The sequence below is a fragment of the Streptomyces sp. PKA51 genome, from assembly GCF_057552455.1.
Genome location: NZ_BAAJPZ010000005.1, coordinates 59378 through 84057 on the forward strand (window position 1 = coordinate 59378; position 24680 = coordinate 84057).

20 protein-coding genes are annotated in these 24680 nt (G+C 71.2%); 13 read left to right on the forward strand and 7 right to left on the reverse strand.

Annotated features, from left to right (window positions below):
* The first annotated feature begins 54 nt into the window (after positions 1-54).
* From AC27L3_RS09565 to AC27L3_RS09585, 5 genes are all read left to right on the forward strand, one after another.
* On the forward strand, positions 55-723 hold the full coding sequence (locus AC27L3_RS09565) for a biliverdin-producing heme oxygenase (RefSeq protein WP_487233561.1): 669 nt from the start codon (positions 55-57) through the stop codon (positions 721-723).
* Positions 724-957: 234 nt separating this feature from the next.
* Positions 958-2094 carry an iron uptake system protein EfeO gene (gene efeO / locus AC27L3_RS09570; RefSeq protein ID WP_487233562.1) on the forward strand — a complete coding sequence of 379 codons (1137 nt, stop codon included), beginning with the start codon at positions 958-960 and terminating at the stop codon, positions 2092-2094.
* 12 nt (positions 2095-2106) lie between these two features.
* Positions 2107-3393: an iron uptake transporter deferrochelatase/peroxidase subunit gene (gene efeB, locus AC27L3_RS09575; RefSeq protein ID WP_487233563.1), complete on the forward strand. Its 1287-nt coding sequence runs from the start codon at positions 2107-2109 to the stop codon at positions 3391-3393.
* Between the two features lie 31 nt (positions 3394-3424).
* Positions 3425-4417: an iron uptake transporter permease EfeU gene (gene efeU, locus AC27L3_RS09580; RefSeq protein ID WP_487233564.1), complete on the forward strand. Its 993-nt coding sequence runs from the start codon at positions 3425-3427 to the stop codon at positions 4415-4417.
* Entirely contained in the window at positions 4314-5264 is a 951-nt protein-coding gene (locus AC27L3_RS09585) for an SCO2278 family lipoprotein (RefSeq protein ID WP_487233873.1), read from the forward strand. Before efeU ends, AC27L3_RS09585 begins: the two co-directional genes overlap by 104 nt.
* Before the next feature lie 18 nt (positions 5265-5282).
* On the opposite strand, the gene AC27L3_RS09590 is transcribed toward AC27L3_RS09585, so the two are convergent.
* Positions 5283-6008 (reverse strand): bifunctional DNA primase/polymerase, encoded by a 726-nt coding sequence (locus AC27L3_RS09590; RefSeq protein WP_487233565.1) that lies wholly within the window; start codon positions 6006-6008, stop codon positions 5283-5285.
* Between the two features lie 268 nt (positions 6009-6276).
* Between AC27L3_RS09590 and ddaH the strand changes: the two genes are divergently transcribed.
* On the forward strand, positions 6277-7098 hold the full coding sequence (ddaH, locus tag AC27L3_RS09595) for a dimethylargininase (RefSeq protein WP_487233566.1): 822 nt from the start codon (positions 6277-6279) through the stop codon (positions 7096-7098).
* Between the two features lie 12 nt (positions 7099-7110).
* Here ddaH and AC27L3_RS09600 read toward each other — a convergent pair whose 3' ends face one another.
* From AC27L3_RS09600 to AC27L3_RS09615, 4 genes are all read right to left on the reverse strand, one after another.
* A complete protein-coding gene (locus AC27L3_RS09600) occupies positions 7111-7674 on the reverse strand; it encodes a Uma2 family endonuclease (RefSeq protein ID WP_487233567.1) in 564 nt (187 codons plus the stop codon).
* A gap of 108 nt (positions 7675-7782) precedes the next feature.
* Entirely contained in the window at positions 7783-8292 is a 510-nt protein-coding gene (locus tag AC27L3_RS09605; RefSeq protein WP_487233568.1) for a GNAT family N-acetyltransferase, read from the reverse strand.
* 646 nt (positions 8293-8938) lie between these two features.
* Positions 8939-9967: a small ribosomal subunit Rsm22 family protein gene (locus tag AC27L3_RS09610; protein WP_487233569.1), complete on the reverse strand. Its 1029-nt coding sequence runs from the start codon at positions 9965-9967 to the stop codon at positions 8939-8941.
* A gap of 10 nt (positions 9968-9977) precedes the next feature.
* Positions 9978-11291: a multidrug effflux MFS transporter gene (locus AC27L3_RS09615; RefSeq protein ID WP_487233570.1), complete on the reverse strand. Its 1314-nt coding sequence runs from the start codon at positions 11289-11291 to the stop codon at positions 9978-9980.
* Positions 11292-11399: 108 nt separating this feature from the next.
* Here AC27L3_RS09615 and AC27L3_RS09620 point away from each other — a divergent pair, with 108 nt between their 5' ends.
* From AC27L3_RS09620 to AC27L3_RS09645, 6 genes are all read left to right on the forward strand, one after another.
* Positions 11400-12278 (forward strand): PhzF family phenazine biosynthesis isomerase, encoded by an 879-nt coding sequence (locus AC27L3_RS09620; protein ID WP_487233571.1) that lies wholly within the window; start codon positions 11400-11402, stop codon positions 12276-12278.
* A 162-nt stretch (positions 12279-12440) separates the two neighbouring features.
* Positions 12441-12977 (forward strand): hypothetical protein, encoded by a 537-nt coding sequence (locus AC27L3_RS09625; protein WP_487233572.1) that lies wholly within the window; start codon positions 12441-12443, stop codon positions 12975-12977.
* Between the two features lie 126 nt (positions 12978-13103).
* Positions 13104-13484: a hypothetical protein gene (locus AC27L3_RS09630; protein ID WP_487233573.1), complete on the forward strand. Its 381-nt coding sequence runs from the start codon at positions 13104-13106 to the stop codon at positions 13482-13484.
* 103 nt (positions 13485-13587) lie between these two features.
* Positions 13588-15627, forward strand: a complete 2040-nt coding sequence (locus AC27L3_RS09635) for an FG-GAP-like repeat-containing protein (protein ID WP_487233574.1) — start codon at positions 13588-13590, stop codon at positions 15625-15627.
* Between the two features lie 117 nt (positions 15628-15744).
* Positions 15745-17874: an FG-GAP-like repeat-containing protein gene (locus tag AC27L3_RS09640; protein WP_487233575.1), complete on the forward strand. Its 2130-nt coding sequence runs from the start codon at positions 15745-15747 to the stop codon at positions 17872-17874.
* A 152-nt stretch (positions 17875-18026) separates the two neighbouring features.
* Positions 18027-19835, forward strand: a complete 1809-nt coding sequence (locus AC27L3_RS09645; RefSeq protein WP_487233576.1) for an FG-GAP-like repeat-containing protein — start codon at positions 18027-18029, stop codon at positions 19833-19835.
* A 79-nt stretch (positions 19836-19914) separates the two neighbouring features.
* On the opposite strand, the gene AC27L3_RS09650 is transcribed toward AC27L3_RS09645, so the two are convergent.
* Positions 19915-20310, reverse strand: a complete 396-nt coding sequence (locus tag AC27L3_RS09650) for a hypothetical protein (RefSeq protein WP_487233577.1) — start codon at positions 20308-20310, stop codon at positions 19915-19917.
* A 65-nt stretch (positions 20311-20375) separates the two neighbouring features.
* Entirely contained in the window at positions 20376-23708 is a 3333-nt protein-coding gene (locus AC27L3_RS09655; RefSeq protein ID WP_487233578.1) for an ALF repeat-containing protein, read from the reverse strand.
* Between the two features lie 454 nt (positions 23709-24162).
* On the opposite strand from AC27L3_RS09655, the gene AC27L3_RS09660 reads away from it, so the two are divergent.
* A complete protein-coding gene (locus AC27L3_RS09660; RefSeq protein WP_487233579.1) occupies positions 24163-24651 on the forward strand; it encodes a hypothetical protein in 489 nt (162 codons plus the stop codon).
* Positions 24652-24680: the final 29 nt, after the last annotated feature.

The window sequence follows — 24680 nt, forward strand, 5'->3', positions numbered from 1 at the left end:
GTAAACCTAAGCGGGAATGCCCCCTCAGCGCTCCCTCGGTCACCGGAGGCCGCCTTGGACCCGTCCACCGCCCCGATCCCCTTCTCCGTGCTCATCCGTACCGCCTCGCACGAGCAGCACACGGAAGCCGAGAGCTCGTCGTTCATGAGCGACATGCTGGGCGGCCGGCTGGGCCTCGCCGCGTACCGCCGCTACACGGAGCAGCTGTGGTTCGTCTACCGGGCCCTGGAGTCCGCCTCGGGCGCCCTGTCCGCCGATCCGGTGGCGGGCCCGTTCATACGGCCCGAACTGGCCCGCACCGCGGGGCTGGAGCGCGATCTCGCCCATCTGGCCGGCGGCCCGGGCTGGCGCGAGGGCCTGGTGCCGCTGCCGGCGACGGCGGCGTACGCGGCCCGCATCGAGGAGTGCGCCCGCACCTGGCCGGCGGGGTACGTCGCCCATCACTACACCCGTTACCTCGGGGACCTCTCGGGCGGGCAGGTCATCCGCGGCACCGCCGAGCGGACGTGGGGCTTCGCCCGCAAGGGCGACGGCGTGCGCTTCTACGTCTTCGAGGACATCGCCAACCCGGCGGCGTTCAAGCGGGAGTACCGCGGGCTGCTCGACGCGCTGCCGGTCGACGACCTGGAGAAGCAGCGGGTGGTCGAGGAGTGCCGGCGGGCCTTCTCGATGAACACCGCCGTCTTCCACGCCCTGGGCCGGGAGTTTCCGCTGAGCGCCTGAAATTCGCCAGTGGCGAAAGTAATGGATCTTGGTGCTCGCCCGAGGGGCGTGAGAGGTGTGGTGTTTTCGGGACGAGGGAGACGAAATTTTGCTCTGCCGGCCCGCCATGAGAGCAGAATCACGCGCCGTTCCGGGAACAGGATAGGCAAGCCTCAGATAAGTTAGGGCGGCCTAAATCAGCAATGATTTCCGGCCACGTCCCGAACCGCCTCTCGAGCATGCCTGGGAGCCCTCATGCGAGCCCTCCGCTCCTCCGCAGTCGCCGCCGTCGCGGCGGCGGCGGTCCTGACCGCCGTGTCCGGTTGTTCCGGGAAGGCCGACAAGAACGACGCCGACGCCATCGCCGTCAAGGCGAGCGACGACAAGTGCGAGGTCGCCAAGACCTCGTTCCCCGCGGGCGACGTGACTTTCAAGATCGAGAACAAGGGCTCGAAGGTCACCGAGGTGTACGTCTACGCCGAGGGCGACCGCATCGTGACGGAGCGGGAGAACATAGGCCCGGGCACCAAGGCCGAGATCACCGCGACGATCAAGAAGGCCGGCTCCTACGAAATCGCCTGCAAGCCCGGAATGAAGGGCGACGGCATCCGTCAGAAGATCACCGTCACCGGTGGCTCGCAGAAGGCGGAGAAGAAGAACCCCGAGCTGGACAAGGCGGTCGCCGCCTACCGCACGTACGTGCAGCAGCAGGCCGACGAGACCCTCCCGGCCGCGCAGAAGTTCGCCGACGCGGTCAAGAACGGCGACCTGGACGAGGCCAGGAAGCTCTACGCGCCCTCCCGCACCGGCTGGGAGCGCACCGAGCCGGTCGCCGAGTCCTTCGGCGACATCGACCCGAAGGTCGACGTCCGTGAGGACGGCCTGGAGAAGGGCCAGACCTGGACCGGCTGGCACAAGCTGGAGAAGTCCCTGTGGGACGCCAAGCAGATCGGCGACGACGACAAGAAGCTGGCCGACCAGCTGATCACCGACCTCAAGGACTGGCAGAAGCGCGTCGGCACCGCCGAGATCACCCCGACCTCCATGGCCAACGGCGCCAAGGAGCTGCTCGACGAGGTGGCCACCGGCAAGGTGACCGGCGAGGAGGAGCGCTACAGCCACACCGACCTCGCCGACTTCGAGGCCAACGTCGAGGGCGCCGAGAAGGCGTACGAGCTGCTGAAGCCGGTCGCCGCCAAGAACGACGCCGCGCTGGCCGCCGAGCTCGACAAGCAGTTCGCCGCCGTGAAGAAGGCGCTCGCCGACTACCGCGAGGGCGACGGCTACAAGGCGTACGACACCGTGGGCAAGGACGACCGCAAGAAGCTCTCGGACGCCGTCAACGCGCTCGCCGAGCCCCTGTCCAAGCTCGCCGGCGCCGTCGCGAAGTAAAGGGACGAGCCGATGAGCGACGAGACGACCGAGCAGACCACGCACACGGCCGGGCAGAGCACCGCCGGCCCCTCCCGCCGCGCCCTGCTGGGCTGGGGCGGCGCCGGCCTGGCGCTGGGCGCCGCGGCCGCCGGCGGCACCGCCGCCGCGCTGCGCACCGGCAACGACGCGAGCCCGGCCGCCTCCCTCGGGGACGCCGTGCCCTTCCACGGCGTGCACCAGGCGGGCATCGCCACGGCCGTGCAGGACCGCCTGCACTTCGCCGCCTTCGACGTGACCACCACCGACCGGGCGGCGCTGATCAAGCTGCTGCAGGAGTGGACGGCCGCGGCCGCGCGGATGACGGCGGGCCACGAGGTGGGCACCGGCGCGATCGGCGACAACGCCGAGCTGCCCCCGGACGACACCGGCGAGGCCCTGGGCCTGAAGCCCTCGCGGCTGACGCTGACCTTCGGCGTGGGCCCGGGCCTGTTCGAGAAGGACGGCAAGGACCGCTTCGGGCTCAAGGCCCGGCGTCCGCAGGCCCTGATCGACCTGCCCGTCTTCCCCAAGGACAACCTCGACGCCGCCCGCAGCGGCGGCGACCTGTGCGTGCAGGCCTGCGCCGACGACCCGCAGGTCGCCGTGCACGCCATCCGCAACCTGGCGCGCATCGCCATGGGCCGCGCCGCCATCCGCTGGTCGCAGCTGGGCTTCGGCAAGACCTCCTCGACGACGCCCGACGCGCAGACCCCGCGCAACATGATGGGCTTCAAGGACGGCACCCGGAACATCGACGGGTCCGACACCGCCGCCCTCGACAAGCACGTGTGGGTGGGCGAGAAGGACGGCCCCGCCTGGATGGTGGGCGGCTCGTACCTGGTGGCGCGCCGCATCCGCATGCACATCGAGACGTGGGACCGCACCTCGCTGACCGAGCAGGAGGACGTCTTCGGCCGCGACAAGGCCGAGGGCGCCCCCGTCGGCCGGCGCAAGGAGCGCGACGAGCCGAACCTGAAGGCGATGAAGCCGGACGCCCATGTGCGCCTGGCCCACCCCGACAGCAACAACGGCATCCGCATCCTGCGCCGCGGCTACTCCTTCACGGACGGCACGGACGGCCTGGGCCGCCTGGACGCCGGGCTGTTCTTCATCGCGTACCAGCGCGACGTGCGCGACGGCTTCGTGCCGCTGCAGACGAGGCTGGCACGCGAGGACGCGCTCAACGAGTACATCCAGCACGTGGGCTCGGCGATCTTCGCCGTGCCGCCGGGCGTCCGGGACGCGGGCGACTGGTGGGGCAAGTCCCTCTTCGCGTGACGACGGTCCCCAACAGAAAGGGAGAAGCCGCGTGTTCGGCAACTACCTGATCGGCCTGCGGGAGGGCCTGGAGGCCAGCCTGGTCGTCTGCATCCTGGTCGCCTACCTGGTCAAGACCGGGCGCCGGGACGCCCTGCGCCCGGTGTGGACGGGCATCGCCGTCGCGGTGCTGCTGAGCATGGGCTTCGGCGCCCTGCTGCAGTTCGGCTCGCAGAGCATGTCCTTCGAGGACCAGGAGATGCTCGGCGGCTCGCTGTCCGTCATCGCCGTCGGCCTGGTGACGTGGATGGTCTTCTGGATGCGGCGCACCGCGCGGCACCTGAAGAAGGAGCTGCACGGCAAGCTGGACGCCGCGCTCGCGATGGGCACGACGGCCCTGGTCGTCACGGCCTTCCTGGCCGTGGGGCGGGAGGGCCTGGAGACGGCGCTGTTCATCTGGACGGCCGTGCAGGCCACCGACGACGGCGTGCGCCCGCTGGTGGGCGCCGTCCTGGGCCTGCTGACGGCCGTGGTGCTGGGCTGGCTGTTCTACCGCGGCGCCCTGAAGATCAACCTCGCGAAGTTCTTCACGTGGACCGGCGGCATGCTCGTCGTGGTCGCCGCGGGCGTGCTCGCATACGGCTTCCACGACCTGCAGGAGGCCGGCGTGCTGCCGGGCCTGGGCAGCAAGGCGTTCGACGTCAGCGACCAGGTGCCGGCGGACAGCTGGTACGGCACGCTGCTCAAGGGCGTCTTCAACTTCCAGCCGGACCCGACCTGGCTGCAGGTGGCGGTGTGGGCGCTGTACCTGGTGCCGACCCTGCTGGTGTTCTTCGCGCCGGGGCGTACGGGTAGGGTTGCGCCGTCCCGAGCAGTCCCCGAGGAGTCCAAGCGCGATGAGACGCCTGCCGATACGCCTCTCGCCGCGTCGAGCGGTGCGCATGCCGGCGATGCTGCTGGCCCTGCCGCTGCTGATGCTGGCGACGGGCTGCGTGACGGTGCACGGCGAACGGGCGGTCATCCCGTCGGTGAAGGACAGGGCTGAGGCCCGCACGGTCCTTAAGCACTTCACGGACGGCTACAACGAGGCGTACCGCAAGCTCGACCCGGCCCTGGTGGACCGGGTCGAGTCCGGTGCGCTCGCCGAGATCGGCCGGGCGGACATGGCCGCGCAGCGCGCGATCACACCCGGCGGCAACCCCGGCTACCCCGGGCTCGTCCTGGACGACGCCCGCTTCACCATCCCGAAGATGGCCGGGTGGCCGAAGTTCTTCCTCGCCGACACCCGCAGCAACCGCGACCGCAACCGCTGGCTGGTGGTCTTCGTGCGCGAGAACGCCGACGCGCGGTGGCGGGCGGCGTACCTGTCGCTGCTGGCGCCGGGCAGCGTGCCGCAGTTCGCCACCGACAAGGACGGCTGGGCCCAGGCGGTGAGCGGGGGCCTCGCCGTCGAGCCGCGGGCGCTGAGCACGGCGTACGCGGACTTCCTGCGCACCGGCGACGGCGGGCGCTTCGCCCCCGGCCCGGCGACCACGCAGCTGCGCGCCGAGCGGGCGAAGCTGACCCGCACACCCACGTTCTGGACGGAGTACATCGACACCCCCGAGGGCGCCCCCGGCTTCCCGCCGCTGGCGCTGCGCACCCGGGACGGCGGCGCGCTGGCGTTCTTCACCGCGCGCCACCGCGAGCGGCGCGCCATGGTGCAGGGCGTGCGCCCGGAGGTGACCGACTCCCGCACGAAGGCGCTGCTCAAGGGCAGCCTCAAGCAGGCGGTGACGTACACCCGCGTGTCGGAGTCGGCGGTGCAGGTGCCGGGGGGCACTGCGGGTACTGCGGGCCAGGTGGTCTTCCTGAACCGGATCGAGTCGCTGACCGCCGCCAGGGGCGAGTGACAGACCTCTTCGGCGCCTTTACAGCCCGATCGGCCAGGGGTGGGCGGGCTCGTGGTCCTGCTGCTCCCCCGCGTACTGGGCGCAGGCGTCGGTGAGCGCCTCCAGCAGGGTCAGGGGATCCGGCAGCGCCCGCTCGGGACCGTGCAGCCAGGTCACCTTCTGCTCACCCGGCAGCACGGAGGGCGGCAGCAGCACGTAGCTGCCGCGGCAGTGCCAGCGCAGGCCGGGATGCTCGTCCATCGTCTCCGGATGGCAGTCCAGTTCGCAGGGCCACCACTCGTCCTCGTCGTCGGGGGTGCCGCGGGTGGCGGTGAAGAAGAGCATCCGGTCGGGGGCGACGGTGGCGACGGGGCCGACCTCGACGCCGGCGGCCGTGAGCCGTTCCAGGGCCGCCCGGCCGGCCTCGGCCGGCACGTCGAGGACGTCGTGGGCGATGCCGGTGGCGGTGACGAAGTTGGCCTCCGGCTGGGCGCGCAGCCATCCGGCGACCTTGTCGGCCTCGGCGGAGGCCAGGGTCTGCCAGGCGAAGGAGACCGGGTGGCGGCCCGGGGTGGGACAGCCGATGCGCTCGCAGGAACAGCCGTACCCGTCGGGGTGCGCGGCGGGAGCCAGGGGGAACCCCGCCGCGGCCGCGGCCAGGAGCAGTTCCTCACGGGCGGCGGAGGCCGCCCCCGTGCCCGTATCGCCGCCCGCTCCGCTCCTGGGGCGGCGCAGCCATTGGGAGAATCTGCCCTTGCGTTCCATCTATCCCCTCACTTCGACCGCGGTCCTCGGTCAATGCTGCCACCATCCTGCTCCCGGCGTGGCCGCCGGGCGCATCCGGGGGGTGTGAGAACGGCCGCGCGGACGCCACGTCACGAGACGAACCGTATCGTCAGAGCGGTTGCCGGGCGCTGCGGCCGGGCCACTTCTAAACCACCCGTACGGTTCATGCGCTCCGGCCGCCCACCGTGGACGATTTGGGCACGCACGAGTCACCGTGCCCACCCAACACCACTGTGAGGAGGGCGACTTGCCCAGCCCTGCGCGTGCATCCACCCCCCGGCGCTACCTGATGTGCCCGCCGACGTACTACCGGGTCACATACTCGATCAACCCCTGGATGGACCCGGGCAAGCCCGTAGACCTCCGGCTCGCCCTCACCCAGTGGGAGGAGTTGCGCGACCGCTACCGCTCCCTCGGCCACACCGTCGAGGAGCTCGTCCCCCGCCCCGACCTGCCCGACATGGTCTTCGCCGCCAACGGCGCCACCGTCGTCGACGGGCGCGTGCTCGGCGCCCGCTTCGCCCACCCCGAGCGCTGGGCCGAGGCCGACGCGCACGTCGCGTGGTTCCGCTCCCACGGGTACGCGGAGGTGCGCGAGCCCACCCACATCAACGAGGGCGAGGGCGACTTCGCCGTCACCGCCTCCTGGATCCTGGCCGGCCGCGGCTTCCGCAGCAGCCCGCTGTCGCACCCCGAGGCCCAGGAGTTCTTCGGCCGCCCGGTGATCGGCCTGGACCTGGTCGACCCGCGCTACTACCACCTCGACACCGCCCTGTGCGTCCTGGACGACACCACCGACGAGGTCATGTACTACCCCGGCGCCTTCTCCCCCGGCAGCCGGGCGGTCCTGGAGCGCCTCTTCCCCGACGCCCTGATCGCCACCGCGGACGACGCGGCGGCGCTGGGCCTGAACGCCGTGAGCGACGGCCACCACGTCCTGCTGCCCCAGGCCGCGGTGGGGCTCTTCGAGCCCCTGAGGGAGCGCGGCTTCGAGCCCATCGGCATGGACCTGGGCGAGCTCCTCAAGGGCGGGGGCAGCGTGAAGTGCTGCACGCAGGAGCTGAGATAGGAACCAGGGGGCTCAGGAGGAGTACGTGCGGAACTCGGAGGTGTCGACCGTCCAGTCACCGACGGTGATCTTGTCACCGAAGACGTAGTCGTGCCGCGTGCGATAGCAGGGCCGCCCATCGGGGCCGGGGCCGGGATCGGACATCACTGCCCCGGTCCCCTTGCGGGGGTCGACGAGGAGGTACAGCGGGATGCCCATCGCCGGGTACTCGTCCATCTTCTCCATGTAGTCGTTGCTGTGGTTGGTCGGTGAGACGATCTCCGCGGCCAGGGACAGATCACGCGGGTTGAACGGCTCGTTCTCCTCCCCGAACACCTCGTCCGCGACGACGATCACGTCCGGGCGGCGGAGCTTGCCGACCGAGGGGTCCTCGATGTCGCCACCCGGAAAGGCCACGAGGCCCTCCGGAAGCTGCCGATCCAGCTGCCGGCTGAGGCGCATGGCGTTGAAGTCGTGGAACCTGGACGGCGACATCATCATGTAGATCCCGTCGCCGGTGATCTCGAAGCCCTTGATGGGATCGGGAGCGTGCTTCATCAGCTCCTCGGCGATGGCGCGCATCCGGGCGTAGTCCATGGCATGGCTCCTGCTGAGGGCGGGCTGCTGCGTACGCCTTCATCGTCCCACGCACCTACGACACGGCGGGGGCGCCGGCCGGAGAGCCGGCCGGCGCCCCCTACCGGGTCACCGCCGGTGACCGTCCTGCGTCGTGAGCCTGAAGCGGGCCACATCCTCCTCGGTGGTCCAGCGCCGGAAGCCGGCCTTCTCCAGGACGCGGACGGAGGCCGGGTTGGACAGCTCCACGGTGGCCGTGACCGTGTGGACGCCCGGAGCGGTCAGGGCGAACGCGGCGAGCGCCCGGGCGGCCTCGGGGGCATAGCCCCGGCCGCGGCGGGAGGGCACGATGCCGTACCCGATCTCGACGGTTCCCTCGGTCGGCGGCCAGAACAGGCCGATCGAGCCCACCACCAGACCGCCGGTGCGCTCGACGACCAGCCGGTGGCCGTGGACGCCGAGCCAGCCGGGGTTGTCGTCGAAGAGACCCGCTATGACGCGGTCGCCTTCGGCGGGGAAGTCGTCCGCCCAGTCCACCGACCTGGTGGTGTCGATGACGGCGGCGACCTCGGAGAGGTCCCAGGGCCGCAGGACGAGACGGTCGGTGATCAGCTCGGTGCGGGTGGAGTCGGAAGTCACGTGGTGCTCCTGGTCGTCGGAACGACCGGCACGCGCCCGCCTCTAGGGCGCGGGCCGGAAAAGGGCATGCTGAAGACGGCCGTCGACGGCCATATTCATCAACCTCCCTTGTCCGGTGCGATCGCGCTTCCCGCGCGGCGCGACCGTAACAGCCCGCCGCGCGCCGGAGCAACGCGTTTACGCAGGCGAGCGAGAGCCCCGCCGGGCCCCACCAGGGCCCCGGCACGGCGGCTCTTCGCCGCGGGGCACCACGGCGCCCCGTAGTGGCGCGGGGAACTGCGCGATCAGCCACGACGCGCCCGCAGAAGCAGTGCCGGGCCTCGCCCGGGCCCCGGCGTGGGCGCGGGGCGGTGTCGATCTGCGGCTGCCGCCGCGTGGGCGCGACACGGCGCCCCGTCTGCGGGCGCGCTGTGCCTTGTCGCGCAGTTCCCCGCGCCCCTACGGGGCGCCGTGGGCTGGTGCAGTGCCCCGAAGGGGCGCGGGGAACTGCGCGATCGGCCACCGACGGCCCGCAGTCGACGCGCCACCCGGGGCCCGGGGCGAAGCACGGCACCCCGTCTGCGGGCGCGTGGCGGCTTGTCGCGCAGTTCCCCGCGCCCCTATGGGGCGCCGTGGTGGCGCGTGACGAAGATCCGCCGAATACGGCCTACTCGTCCTCGCCCGCGCCGCCCCGCGGGGGCCACTCGTCGCCCCAGTCCGCGTCGCGCGCGGCCCGGTAGAGGGGGCCGTGGCGCTTGGTGACCGTCTCGCGGGTCAGGCCGTCCTCGGGGGTGCACAGGTCGAGCAGGACCTGGCCCTTGCGGATCTGCGGCCGGCGCACGATGCGCGCGGGGGCCTCGGGGACGGCCGCCTCCCGCACGGCGGCCACGTACGAGAACTTCTCGTCCTCGTACGCCAGCGAACCGCCCTTGACCTGCCGGTGCAGCGACGAGCGGCTCACCCGGGCCGAGAAGTGGCACCAGTCCGTGCCCCGCTCGATGGGGCAGGCGGCGCTGTGCGGGCAGGGGGCGACGACGCGGAAGCCGGCGGCGATCAGCCGGTCACGGGCCTCGATGATCCGCAGGTAGCCGTCGGGCGTGCCGGGCTCGATCAGCACCACGGCCTGCGCCGCGGCGGCCGCGGCGTCGGTGACCGCGCCCCGATCGGCCTCGGTCAGCTCGCCGAGCACGTAGGAGACGGTGACCAGGTCGGTGCCGGCGGGCAGGGCCAGGCCCGCGCCGATCGCCTGCCGCTGCCAGCGCGCGGCGCGCAGCGCCGGTTCGGACGCGGCGCCGCGGGCCAGCTCGGCGCCGAGGGCGAGGGCGGGCTCGGCCCAGTCCAGGACGGTGGTCTCGCGCTGCGCCTGCGGCCAGGCCGCCGCGACGGCCCAGGTCGCCGCGCCCGTACCGCCGCCGATGTCCACGTGCGTGGCCGGCTCCCACTGCGGCATCCGGTCCCGGAACGCCTCCAGCGCGGACCGTACGGCCTCGAAGGTGGCGGGCATGCGGTACGCGGCGTAGGCGACCACGTCGGAGCGGTCGCGCAGGACCGGCGTGTGGGTGGGGGTGCGCCCCCGGTAGTTGGCGATCAGCCGCTCGACGGCCGCGGTGGCCTGCCGGGGCGGCAGCCCGTCGAGGAGGCCGGCGAGGGCGGTGCGCAGGGTCTCGCCGGTCGGCGGGTGTGCGGGGGCGTGCATTTGGCGAATTCTATGCGCGTTCGGTTGCAGAGGGCTCGGGGGCGACGGGGGCGACGGGGGTGACTGCGAGGACGTCCGTACCCGTACCGGCCTCGCTCTTGCGCCACGGCCGGCACAGCCCGACGAAGCACGCCAGCGCGGCGACCGCGCAGCCGAGCTGGACGGCGGCCATCGGTACGGCCGTGTGCTCGCCGGCGATGCCGACGAGCGGGGAGGCGACGGCGCCGAGGAGGAACGTGGAGGTGCCCAGCAGCGCGGAGGCGGAGCCGGCGGCGTCGCGGGAGCGCATGAGGGCCTGGGCGTTGGTGTTGGGCATGGCCAGGCCCATCGCCGACATCAGCACGAACAGGCCGGCGGCGACGGGGACGAGCCCGGCGTCGCCGAGCAGGCCCGAGGTCATCGCGAGCAGGGCGGCGGCCGCCACCGTGATGATCACCAGGCCGGTGGCCAGGACCTTGTCCATGGAGACCCGGCCGACCAGCACCTTGCCGTTGAGCTGGCCGACGGCGACCAGGCCGATCGAGTTCACGCCGAAGAGGAGGCTGAAGGTCTGCGGGGAGGCGCCGTAGATGTCCTGGACGACGAAGGGCGAGGCGGAGATGTACGCGAAGAGCGCGGCGAACGCGAAGCCTCCGGCGAGCATGTAGCCGGTGAAGACGCGGTCGGCGAGCAGGCCGCCCATGGCGCGCAGGGCCGGCCCGAGCCCGCCGGCCTGGCGGCGCCCTGCGGGCAGCGTCTCCTCCAGCCGGCGCCATACGAGGGCGGTGAGCACGACCCCGATGGCGGCGAGGACGACGAAGACCCCGCGCCAGTCGGTCACCCGCAGGATCTGGCCGCCGACGAGCGGGGCGACCACGGGGGCCACGCCGGAGATCAGCATGAGGGTGGAGAAGAAGCGGGCCATGGCCACGCCGTCGTACAGGTCGCGGACGACCGCCCGGGCGATGACGATGCCCGCCGCGCCGGCGAGCCCCTGCAGGAGCCGGAAGGCGACGAGCATGCCCGCATTGGGGGCGACGGCGCACACGGCGGTGGCCAGGACGTAGACCACCATGCCGGCGAGCAGCGGCCGGCGGCGTCCCCACTTGTCGCTCATCGGCCCGACCACCAGCTGGCCGAGCGCCATGCCCATGAGGCAGGCGGTGAGGGTGAGCTGGACGGTGGCCGCGGGGCTGTGCAGGGCGTCGGTGACCTGGGGCAGCGCCGGGAGGTACATGTCCATCGACAGCGGGGGGACGGCGGTCAGGCCGCCGAGGACGAATGTGACGAGCAGTCCGGTACGGCGGGTGGCGGCGGGGGCTGGTGCGGTATCGGAGCTTGTCATGCCGTCCATGGTGTCATGAGCGCGATGGGCCGACGCCCCTTACGTGGAAAGTGTGATCGAGACGGCATGCCGGGGAAGGGAATGCCGGGCGCGAGGGGCGGGTTGAGCATGATCATGACGAACACCGAGATCGCGGACGTGCTCCGCTACACGGCCTTCTCCTCCGACCCGAACGGCGGCAACCCCGCGGGCGTGGTCCTGGACGCCTCCGCCCTGGACGACGCGGCCCAGCTGGCGATCGCGGCCGACCTCGGCTACAGCGAGACGGCCTTCCTGACGGCACCGCCGGAGGGGCTGGGCGAGCCGGGCCGCGCGTTCACCCTGCGCTTTTTCAGCCCGCTGGCGGAGGTCTCCTTCTGCGGCCACGCGACCGTGGCGACGGCCGTGGCCCTGGCGGAGCGCCGGGGCCCGGGCGCGTACGTGTTCGCGACGCCGGCGGGAACGGTACCGGTGGAGGTGGCCCACGGCGGGGACGGACAGCTGCGCGCAACGCTGACGAGCGTGGAGCCGCACACCGAGGAGGTGCCGCAGGAGGTCGTGACCGAGGCGCTGGCCGCCCTGGACTGGCCGGCGACGGACCTGGACCCGTCCTACCCGGCGCGCATCGCGTACGCGGGCGCCCGCCACCTCGTCCTGGCAGCGGCGTCGCGGGAGCGACTGGCGGACCTGTCCTACGACTTCGACCGCCTGGCGGCGCTGATGCGCGTGCACAACCTCACGACGGTCCAGCTGTTCTGGCGGAAGGACGCCTCGACCTTCCACGTCCGCGACCCCTTCCCGGTCGGCGGTGTGGTCGAGGACCCGGCGACGGGCGCCGCGGCGGCCGCCCTGGGCGCGTACCTGCGCGAGCTGTCCTTTGTCGGCCCGTCCGCCCACCTCACCCTGCACCAGGGAACGGACATGGGCCGCCCGGGCCTGCTGGAGGTGGAACTGCGGGAGGGCGACCCGCGGGTGCGCGTGACGGGCACGGCGACACGGATCGCGTAAGGGAGCGGGCAGGGGCGCGTCCTGTCGTACGCGCCCCCAACTGCCGCCGGCGGCCGCCCGAATGGTTGATTCCGGGTCTAGCATCCTCCCAAGCACGGGGCAGAAAACCGGGGGGACAGCACGATGCCGCAGGACGGAGACCCGCACCCACCGCATCCACCCATGCCGCCGCACCCACCGGACACCCGCTTCTGGTCGAGGGTGTGGACGTACTGGGTGACGGCCGGCCTGGCGATCGTCCTGGCGGCGGCGATCCCGGCCGTCATGCAGGCCGGCCCCTTCGCCCCGAACCACCCCCCGGCCCCGAGCCCGAGCCCGACCCCGGTCCTGAGCACGGCGACCACCCCGCCCTCGCCGACCCCCACCCCGGTGCGCGTCTCGGCCCGGATCACCAGCATCGTCCCCATGGGCGCGGTGACCCCGACGGTGACGAAGGTGCAGCTCATCATGACCTGGACGGGCCTGAAGGGCCGCTCGGGCTACGTGAAGTGGTACACGTACAACGACGCCACAAAGATCCGCACGAGCGACGACAGCACCATCAGCACCCCGGCCCTGAACTGGGACAGCACGGACTGGAAGCCCACCTTCATCGTCCCGACACCGCCGGTCCACTGGCAGTTGCAGGTAACGGCCTACGCTCCCGACGGCACCCAACTGACAACGGCCCACTCGACGTTCACGTTCGCCGGGTCGTAGGTCGCAGTCCGTAATCCCGTGGCCCCGTAGTCCGTCCGTGAATCTGTCCGAACCTGCACTCAACCCTGCCCTCCGGAAGCACGTGTTCCCCAGTGAAGCCCCCTCGGCTACAGGGAGGAGCACGCCATGAACCGCACCTGCCGCCTGGCCCTCACGGGCACCCTGACCGCCGCCCTCCTGGCCGGCACCGCGGCCACGGCGACGGCCGCCACCACCTCCGCCGTGCCCGCGCCCACGCCCACGCTCACCGCGCAGGCGAGCGTGACCGCGGTCGCGGCCTGGCAGGAGTTCCGCATCACCGGCAAGGCCACCGGCCTGAAGCCGGGCACCGCCGTCACCCTGCAGCAGAAGCAGGGCAAGAAGTGGGTGTCCCTGCCGGCGACCGTGCCGTTGAACAAGGCCGAGGCGTACGCGCTGCGGGCCAAGCTCGGCATCAAGGGCAAGAACGCCCTGCGTATGACGGCTGGCGGGGTGATGTCGCCCGAATTCGCCGTCACGGTGCGGTGATCTCGCCCCGAATCAGCGACAGGGGGCGCCGGCGCGTGGACGCCGGCGCCCCCTGTCGTCGTTCCTATTCGGTGAAGTTCGAAGTTGGAAGGAGACCGTACACATGGCACGTCCGCTCTCCCGTTGGAGACCCGGGGCCACGGCCCTCACGCTCGCCCTCGCCGCCCTCTCCTCCGCACTGACCGCTGCCCCCGCCGGTGCCGCCGCCCCCGCCTGGACCAGGACGTGGGGTACGGCCATGACCATCGCCGCTCCCGCCGAGTGGCCGGCGCCGCCCGGCAAGCAGAAGTCCGACCGGCGGGGCTCCCAGGTGCGGGGCCGGCAGACGCTGCGGATGGTCGTGCACACCAGCACCGCCGGCTCCGCCACCCGCATCCACCTCGTCAACACCTTCAGTACGACGCCCGTGACCATCGGGCACGCCACCGTCGCCAACAGGGACGAGGGCGGTTCCGCCACCGGCTCGCCCGTCACCCTCACCTTCGGTGGCAAGCAGAGCACCGTGCTCCAGCCCGGTGGGAGCATCGACAGTGACCCGGCCGCCTTCTCCGTCAAGGCCGATGAGGACCTCCTGGTCAGCATCCACCTCCCCGACCCGGTGGCGATGGCGCCCTTCCACCCGTACACGCTGACCAGCTCGTACACGACGGCACCCGGTGATGCGGCGGACCACAGCGCCGAGGCCGGCGACGAGAATTTCCGCACCGACTTCCCCTATTGGGCCTTTCTCAGCGGCGTCGACGTCATGTCGGTCAACAGCGGCGGCACCACCGTTCTGCTCGGCGATTCGCAGACCGACGGCGGGCATACGACGGGCAATGCGAACCGCCGCTGGGGCGACGACTATGCGCGCGCCCTTCAGGTACGGGAGCGGCCCATGGGTGTCGTCAATGCCGGGATATCCGGCGGCTTCCTGCTGTCCGATCACCCCGACTACGGGCAGAGCGCCATCGGCCGTTTCGACCGGGACGTGCTGGAGCAGCCCAACGTCAAGTCCGTGATCCTTTACCAGGGCATCAACGACATCGTCTACGGCAATGCCTCCGCCCCGGACATCGTCGGCGGCATCCGCCGGCTCGCCTCGCGTGCGCGCAGTGCGGGCATCACCTTCACTGCGGCCACCATTCCGCCGTTCCGGGGGTACGGACGGTACGACGCCCGTATGGAACAGGTCCGCCAGGACGTCAACGAGTACGTCCGCGGCACCGGCGACATCGACGCGTACGTGGATTTCGACCGGGCCTCCCGGGATCCGCTGGACCCGAGCCGGCTCTTCGCGGCCTACTACAACCGCGGCGACGACCGGCTCCACTTCGGTGACAACGGCAGCCAGGCGCTGTCCGACTCCGTCGCCCCGCCGCCCGTACCCCCGCGCGTCACCGCGCGCTTCGACCAGACGACCGTCGCGGACTTCACCGGTGACGGCATTCCCGATGCGATAGCCCGCGGGAAGAACGAGGCGAACGCGCCCCTGTACTTCTGGTCCGGCAATTCCGACGTCGACGACAGGAGCAAGGGCGACGGCACCTTCGGTCAGATCAGGAAGCAGACCGACGGCTGGAACTTCACCCAGACCGCGGCCGCCGACTTCACCGGGGACGGAAAGGCCGACATCGTCGCCAAGGGCGACGACAACGTCCTCTACCTGTGGGCCGGCGGTGGCAACGGCGACTTCAGCCGCAAGAGGAAGCTGCTGGGCAACTTCGCATACACCGAGGTCGTGGCCGCCGATTTCACCGGGGACGGCCATGCCGACCTCGTCGCACGCGACGCCGGCGGCGACCTCCACCTGTGGACGGGGGACGGAAAGGGCGGTTTCAGCCGGGAAGTCCGGCTCACCGGTGGCTGGAACTTCACCCAGACCACGGCCGGAGATTTCACCGGTGACGGCAAATCTGATCTCATCGCCAAGGATCAGGCGAATGACCTGTATCTGTGGACCGGTGGGGGCAACAGTGACTTCAGCCGCAAACGGAAGCTGCTGAGCGACTGGAACTACTCTCAGACCTCAGCCGTCCCCTTCCGTACGGGCGGCATCGCCCACCTCATGGCACGCAGCGACACCACCGGAGTGCTCCACGAGTGGCTCGACCTGGGGGGCGCGTCCTTCAGCAGCCCGCTCCGCCTCGCGGACAGCTGGTAACAGGGTGCCCGGATGACGACGGTTTCTGCAGATGGGTGATCATTTCTTGAAGCACTGAGATCAGCCACCTCCACCTGGTCGTCCGAACACCTTCAGGCACAAGGAGACACAGCACCGATGGCACGCCACGGCAGCGCGCGCCGCAGATCCCGTCGACGACGGCCCCGCCGGGGATTCCCCCTGGCCGTCGTCGCCTGCGTCGTGGCACTCGCCGCGATGGTGTGGCCGGTCATGACCCTGCTCGGCGGCACCGAGTCGGAGGCCGTCGGGCGGGCCTGGACGGTCATGCCCACGTGGACGCGGACGTGGGGCACCGCCATGGCCACGGCCGGTCCCGCCGCGCAGTCGAAGGTCACCGGGCGGCAGACGCTGCGCATGGTCGTCCACACCAGCATCGCCGGCGCCTCCGCCCGCATCCACCTCGTCAACACCTTCGGCACCGAACCCGTGACCATCGGGCGCGCCACCATCGCCCGCCAGGCCATCGGGGCCACCCCGGAGGCGCCGCCGCTCCCCCTCACCTTCGGCGGCGCGCCGGGCACCGTCCTGGCACCCGGCGGGAGTGTCTACAGCGACCCGGCCGCGTTCCCGGTCAAGGCGGACGAGAACCTTCTGGTCAGCATCCACCTCCCCGACCGCGTCAACAGCGCCCCCTTCCACGATTACACGCGGGCGACGTCCTTCGCCTCCGCGCCGGGCGACACGGCCGACCGTACGGCGGAATCCGCGGGCGGTCGTTTCCCCACGTCCTTCACGCACTGGGCCTTCCTCAGCGGCGTCGACGTCATGGCCCGCAGCGGCGGTACGGTCGTCCTCTTCGGCGACTCGCAGACCGACGGCGGGCACACGACAACGGACGCCAACCGCCGCTGGCCCAACGCGTACGGGCGTGCGCTGCAGGCCCGGGACAAGCCGATGGGCGTCGTGAACGCCGGCATATCCGGCAACCGGATACTCGGCGACGGCGACCCGGCCGAGTGGGGGGAAAGCGCGCTGAAGCGCTTCGACCGCGACGTGCTGACCCAGCCAGGCATCAGGTCGGTCATTTTCTACGAGGGCATCAACGACATCGTCTTCGGCAAGGCGACGGCACCGGAACTCGCGTCCGCCATCGGACAACTCGCCGCGCGGGCGCACGCCGCGAAACTCACCTTCACCGTGGCAACCATCCCGCCGTTCAAGGGGTTCAAGGAGTACACGCCCGCCATGGACCGCGAGCGGCAGGCCCTCAACGATCGAATCCGCACCATGCGCGACATCGACGGCTACGTGGACTTCGACGCCGCCATGCGGGACCCGCTGAACCCCGCGCGAATCTTCGCCGCCTACTACAACCGCGGTGACGACCGCCTGCACTTCGCCGACAACGGCAACCAGGCCCTCGCCGACGCGGTGGTCCCCGCCCGCTCCCCCGTACCTGCGGGCCCGGCCCCCAGCGCGAGCCCGAGCCCGACGGCGGCCCCGACGGCCGGTACGCCCACGCCTCCTGCCCCGCAAGGCACGACGGAAATCGTGGCGGCGGACTTCACCGGCGACGGCATCCCCGACCTCGTCACCCGCGAGGCCAACGGCGAACTGCGACTGCGCGCCGGCAACAAGGACGTGGACGACAGCTCACGCGGTGACGGCACGTTCGCCGGCCCGAAGCGGGTCATGCAGAACTGGGACTTCACGGAGGCGGTGGCCGCCGACTTCACTGGCGACGGCAAAGCGGACCTCCTCGCCAAGGACACCGCCGGAAACCTCCAGGTGTGGGCGGGCAAGGGCAACGGCACCTTCGCCGCACCCCGCAAGGTGGCGGGTGGCTGGACGTCCACGCAGACCGTGGCGGCGGACTTCACGGGCGACGGCGTCCCGGACCTGGTCGCGCGCGACGCCGCCGGAAACCTGCAGCTGTGGCGAGGCGGCAAAAACACCTCGTTCGACAGCCCACGCGTCATCCACAACGCATGGAACTTCACCGAAACAACGGCCGCTGATTTCACCGGCGACGGCAAGGCCGACCTGATCGCCAAGGACGCCGGCGGCAAGCTCCACCTCTGGACGGGCAAGGGCGACGGCACCTTCACCGCACCCCGGAACCTCACCGGAGGCTGGACGTACGCGGACGTCACCGCCTTCCCCCTCCGCAAGGGCGGCATAGCCCACCTCCTCGGCAGAAACCCTGCAACCGGCGCCCTCCACGAATGGCTCAACACGGGCAACGCCACCTTCAGCCGCCCCCTGCGCCTCGCGGACGGCTGGTGAGGGCGGTACGAGCAGCCGCGGCGCTGCTCCTCACATGCGGAACGCTGACGGTCCAGCCGGCTCTGGCGGAGGCACAGCCCGCGTCCGACTCCGTCTGGACGAGGTCGTGGGGCACGGCGCTGACCGCCGCGGCCCCTCCGGAGGAATCCGGGGTGGCCGGACGGCAGACGCTGCGGATGGTCGTCCACACGACCATCGGCGGCAGCACCGCGCGCATACAGCTGAGCAACACCTTCAGCCAGGACCCGGTGACCATCGGCCACGCCACCCTGGCCCACCGCTCCGGTGGCGCGTCAGCCGCCGGCCGACCCGTGGGCCTGACGTTCGGGGGCAGCCGGCAGCTCGTACTGCGGCCCGGGCAGAGCGCCTACAGCGATCCGGTGGCGTTCCCGGTGAAGGCCGACGAGGACCTGCTGGTGAGCGTCCATCTGCCGGATCCGGTGCGGACGGCGCCGTACCACCCGGATGCCTGGACGACGTCGTACACGTCGGATGCAGCGGACCGCACGGACGACGCAGGCAGCGCGAACTACCCCGGCACGTGGAATCACTGGGCCTTCCTGAGCGGCCTGGACGTGACAGCGGACGGCAACCCCGGCACCGTCGTCGCCATCGGCGACTCGCAGACCGACGTCGCGGCCACGACACCGGACACCAACCGCCGCTGGACCGACGCCTACGCGCGCTCCCTGCGCGCCCAGGGTCGGCCGATGGGCGTCTCGAACGCAGGCATCTCCGCCAACCGCATCCTCGGCCCGGGCGCCCGTGCCGCGTACGGAGTGAGCGCGCTCGACCGCTTCGACCGCGACGTGCTGGCCCAGCCGAACGTGAAGTCCGTCGTCCTCTACGAGGGCATCAACGACATCGTCAACGACGCAAAGGCTGCCGACCTGATCGCCGGAATCCGGCAACTGGCAGAACGCGCGCACGCCGCAGGACTGCCCATAACAGTCGCGACAATTCCGGCATATAAGGGCAACCACAACTACACGCCCGAGCGGGAGGCGGTACGCCAACAGGTCAACGCCTACATCCGCACGACGCGGGACGTGGATTCGGTCGTGGACTTCGACAGGGCCACCCAGGACCCACTGGACCCGACCCGGCTCTTCACGGTCTACCGCACCGACGCGGACAAACTCCACTTCACCGACAACGGCACCCGGGCCCTGGCCGACACCCTCTCGGGCCCGGTACCGCCGACCCCGTTCAGCCCGGTCCACTCCCAGACGACGGCAGCCGACTTCACTGGCGACGGCACGGCGGACGTCGTCGCCCGCGACCCCGACGCCAACCTCTACCTGTGGAAAGGCGACGGCAACGGCACGTTCACCCGCCCCGACCAGGACAAACCCCTCACGGGCGGCTGGAACTTCACGCAAACGGAAGCGGGCGATTTCACGGGCGACGGCAACGCCGACCTCATCGCCAAGGGCCCCGACGGCCAGCTCTACCTCTGGCCCGGCCGAGGAAACGGCACCTTCGAGGCCCGCCGCGTCATCCGCGCCGACTGGAACTACACCGAAACCACGGCCGGCGACTTCAACGGAGACGGCATCGCCGACATCCTGGCCCGCGACGCAAAGGGCAACCTCTACCGCTGGACGGGCCGGCGGGGCGGCACGCTCAGCGATGCGACGTTCATGTCGGGCGACTGGAACTACACCCAGACGACGGCGGGCGACGTCACAGGAGACGGCCGCCCGGACCTGCTGGCCAAGGACGCCGCCGACAACCTCTACCTCTGGACGGGCGACGGCGACGGCACCTTCACCCGCCCCGACAAGGACAAACCCCTCACGGGCGGCTGGCACTACTCGGAAACAACGGCCGGCACCTTCTACGGCGGCGGCACGGCCCACCTGCTGGCGCGGGACGACGAGTCGGGCGTCCTGCGGGAGTGGGTGAACAGGGGCGGCGCGGACTTCAGCCGACCCCTGCGGCTGACGGGCGGGTGGTAGCGGCACCATCGGGCACCGCAGGAAAGCCCTCCGACCCGTTCGGGGCCGGAGGGCTTCCACGTGCACGACCTGCCGTTGATCACCTCGGCATGGAGAACCAGGTACCGACCGCGGCCATGACGACGATCACCAGGACGAGCTGAAGCTGCAGCCCAGCGGACAGGGCGTTCTCCTTGCCCTCGCCGTTCCTTGCCATGTTGAGGGACTTTTCCTTCAGTTCCGTGCGGCGTCCGACGAACCCGAGGACGATGCCGAGGACCACGCAGGAGTAGATCGGCAATGCCACCTCGGGGCCGTCGTCCTTCGCCACCGAGGCCAGTGCGACGAACACGACCCCCGCCAGCGGCGCCGAGGCAATTCTGAGCCGGTACTGCTTATTGGGCATGAGCGGCACGAAGAAAGCCCAGAAAATGGCGGTGACCGCAATTGCGGCAACGCACCATACGTACAGCGGAACAGAGGGAGCGGCGTGCATTATTGCCTTCCTTGGAACTGTGGGCCCGAGCCCGCGGGCCCACAGTTCAGCTCATTACCAGCGTGTCACCAGGTGAACATGCCCACGATAGGGGAGATGGCCTGGCTCACTGCATGCGTGGTCCGCTCGACCTTGGACAGAGCAGCACCGGCACCACCCAGGACCTCGGCCCCGAGCTTGATTCCCCCGCTCGCCAGGTTACCGACGCCACCGAGCGCCATACCGGTGAGGGCGCTCATCATGCCGCCCTTGTCGTCGATGGACCAGTAAAGGGCGGCGGCCACACCACCGGAGATCATCGACAGCGCACCGAGGGCGGGGGTGACCACGAGGTCGGCCGCCGGGATGAAGGCGGTAATGGCTGCCGCGGTGCCCAGGGCCGTGCTCATGTGGTTGAAGAAGTCGGCCCAGTACTTCGTGTCCTCCTTGTCGGTGGGGACATGCGGTTCGCCGGGCTTGTCGTACTTGGAGTTGTCCGCCGGGTTCACGCCCTTGGCGGCGTTCTCCTTCGCCTGCTGCGCCGCCTTGGCCGCGGCCGCGGCCTGCTCCTGCGCGTACTTGCGGTCGGCAATGTCGCGCGCATCACTGGCGGCCGCAGCCGCGGCCGAGGCGTCGCGACCGGCCGCGGTGGCGGACCGGCTCGCGCTGGCGGCCGAGGCCTGGGCGTTGGCGGCCGAGGCGGCGGCCTGCTCGGCGGAGGCCATGGCCTGGCTGGCGGAGTAGTTCGCCTGGCGGCTCGCCCGCTGCGCCGTGGCAGCGGCGTCCTTGGCCTTCTGGGCCGACGAAGCGGCCCGATCCGCCGAGGCATCGGCCTCCTTGGCCTTGGCACGAGCCTGCTCGGCGTAGCCCTTGGCGTCGTTGGCCGATGCCCGCGCCTTGGTGGCCCACTCACCGGCTTCGGTGGCCTTGTCCCGCGCCTTGAGGGCCACCTCGTAGGCGAGAGCGGCGTTCTGGTTGGCCAGGGACGCGTTGCCTGCCGCAGTGGCGATCATGGCCCTGATGGACGCCACGTGGGTCGCGGTGTCCATGTCCTTCTGGGCCGCCTTGTACTGCACGCGCGTCACGAAGTCGTGCCGCATCCAGCTGGGACCGTTCATCACGACCTGGGCGGCGGCCTTCACGTTGTCCCCACCATTGTTCATGATGGTGAGGGTTTCGACCTCGTCGTCCTCCGCCTGGGCCTTCTGGTAGCCCTCCAGCAGGAAGGCGTTCAGCGCCTTGACGCTGCCGGTGCGCAGGGCGGCGTCACCGGCCTTCTTGACGGCCGGTCCCGCGCCGTTCATCAGCGACAGCACCTGGATGCGGTAGTCCTCGGTCTGCACGTCGTAGGCACCGTCGGTCAGGAACTTCTCCACGACCGCGGGGTCACCGCTCGCGAGCGTCTTCTGGGCGGCTTCGGCCAGGACCGGCCCACCCACCTTGGCGAGGGCGAGAACCTTTTCGCGGCGGTCCTGCTGAACGGAACGCTGGTAGTCACGCTTGACCCAGGAGACAACGTCGCTGTCGGTGCCGGCGAGGGCGTCCTGCGCCGCCTGCCGGGTCCACGTGCCGGTGTTGTCCATCAGCTTGACGGCGGCCTGACGGCCGAGACCGGCCGCGGACTTGCTGTCATCGGTCGCAGCAGCCTTCGCCAGCAGCTGCCGGGTGGCCTCGTCATTGGCGCCGGCCTGCTTGCGCAGTTCCGCCACCTGGTCGCGGCCGTCCTGCTCGGCCTGCTTGAGGGCCTTGGCTTCCTCGATGCCGAGTTTGGTCTGGTTGTCGAGCTCGGCCTTCTCGCTGTCGCGAGCCAGCTTCTCGACCTTCTGCGCCTGCTCGACCGCGTCGGACGCGGTCTTGGCCGCCTCGATGGCGGCGTTGGCGTGTTCTGTGGCCTTGTTCGCCCAGTCCTGGGCCTTGCCCGCCTCGGCAGCGGCCTTGTCGGCCGCGGCGGCGGCCTTCTCGGCGTGGTTGGCGGCGCTGTTGGCCGCACGGTTGGCGTCACGGGCGGCAGAGGCGGCCTGGTTGGCGAGCGACTGGGCCCGGCCGGCGGCCGCGGTGGCCGTGGCGGCGGCGCTGCGGGCGACACCGGCAGCCTCACGGGCGCGCTGCGCCTGGGCGCTCGCTTCCCCCGCGGAGGCACTCGCGTCGGCCGAAGCCTCGGCGGCATCGGCGGCGTTCTGTGCCGCACGGGCGGCGGCAGCGCCGGAGGCGCCGGCGGCGGCACTCGCGTCCGCGGCGTGCTCGGCGGCAGCGGCGGCGGTCCGTGCGCCGGCAGCGGCGTCGCGGGCGGCCTGGGCGGCCTCGCGGGCGGCGGAGGCCTGGCTGGCATTCCCGGCGGCAGCCGCGGCGGCCGAGTACGCGCGCGAAGCGGCCTGGCCCGCCGCAGCAGCGGCCGAGGCCGCGGCCTGGGCGGCGGCAGCAGCCGTGCGGGCCGCCGAGACGGCCGTGTTGGAGGCCTGAATGGCCGTCCGGGCAGCGGCGGCGGCGCCCTCGGCGGCAGCGGCGGCCCGGTTGGCCGCCCGACCGGCCTCGTTGAGGTCGCTCTTGGCTGCCGCGGCCTCCTTGGCAGCCTTGAGCGCGGCCTCCTTGGCCTTGGCCGCGGCGTCCTCTGCCCGCGCGGAGGCCTCCTTGGCCGCGTCGGTCTCGGACTTGGCCCGCTTACCGGCGTCCTCGGCCAGCTTGGCCAGCTGCGTGACCGTCAGCGTCTCCTGGTCGCGCTGGCGCGCCAGGTGCTGACCGGTGTCCAGGAAGTCCCGGCGGTCCTGGGCGTCCCCGCGCAGAGCGCGGTCGCCGAGCTTCTTCACCTGCGGCCCACCGGCGTTCATGATGGTCAGGATCTGGACGCGCTCGTCCTCCTCCTGAGCCACCGCACGACCCCGGCGCAGGAAGTCCTCCAGCGCCTGGGGCGATCCGTCCTTCATGGCCTTGTCCCCGGCAGCGCGGACGGAGTCCCCTGCATTGGCCATGGCCGCCAGGACGGCAACGCGTCGGTCGTCGCTCAGCGGGTTCTTGTAACCGGACTTCACGAACTCGTGGACGTCCGCGTCCGTACCGCTCAGCGCCTTCGAGGCTGCTGCCCGGAAGCCGTCGCCGGCAGAGCTGAGCATCGTCAGGATGGCGAAGCGCTCGTCCTCGGCCCGGGCCCGGTCGAGCCCCTTCTGCAGGAACGTCTTGAGGTCGTCGTCCGAACCGGTCAGCGCCTTGGCCGCGGCGTCCTTGGTGGACATCCCGCCGTAGACCCACGCGTCCACCGTCTGCGCCCTGGCGTTGTCGGGAAGCGGCGGACCGTCAGGCGTGGCCGGAACGGCCTGTGCCACGGTGGTACCGAGTACGGTCGCGGCCATGGTCAGGGCCGCTGCACCGATGAACCGCGCGCGCAGGCTCCCGCTGCGCGCAGGTATGTGTCTGATACTGGTCATATCCCCTCGAAAGTTGCCGGGCCGTCAATGACCCGCCATGTCGCGGCAATTGCCGCAACACAGCACTTGATCGTATAGGGCGGACCGACGGGAAGGTATGTTTTCCGCCTCACCCCATATCAGGGCAGAACGGGAGCACCTGCTGATCCACCGCCACATCGACTGTTCCAAGGGGTGTGTGGCGTGAATCATCGCATGCCGACCAGAGCGCCCACTGCCGCCCCAGGCGGCCCGAGTGCATGGCAACCCCGCTTTCGGGGCAAGTGCGACGGGTGATATCAATAGCTCGCCAGTCCGAGCTGTAGGGGGACAGCCAACGCGCCGTCAGGCCGCGGAACCGGCTGCTTGGGGGGTCCGACCAGCCCTCCGGGTTCCTTGCAGGACAGGCAAGCGCCAGCTCCAGCCGTGCGCAGATTCTCAGCCCACGCTTATCGACAGGCAAGGAACCATACCGATGCGACTGTTTTCCCGCGCCCTCACCGCTGGCGCCGTGGCGGCCGTGACGGTGCTCACCGGCACCGGCACCGCCATGGCCGACGCCGCCCCCACCACCACCGTGGAGGACTTCGAGTACCCCCAGGCCGACAAGATCTTCAAGGAGCGCGGCATCAAGCTGAAGCGCGGCGACGGCCACATCACCCTCGTCGCCTGCGACAGCCGGCCCGGCCTGATCGAGGTCTCGGCGCGGCAGATGCAGGACATCGACACGGTCGGCAAGGGCCGCTTCTGCTTCCGTGTCACCGGCAAGTCCGGTTACCTGAGTCTGGAACTGCCCAGTGTCTACGGCGCAGTGGGCAACGACTACGACGTCAACCTCAACATGGTGACCAACAACCAGGAGAAGTCCTTCAAGCTGGACAAGAACACCTGGACCCCCGTCGGCCAGAGCGCCGACCCGCAGCGCCGCGAGTTCACCCTGCTCGAGATCGTCGCCAAGAAGTAGCACGAGACGCCCCGGGCCACAGACTTGCC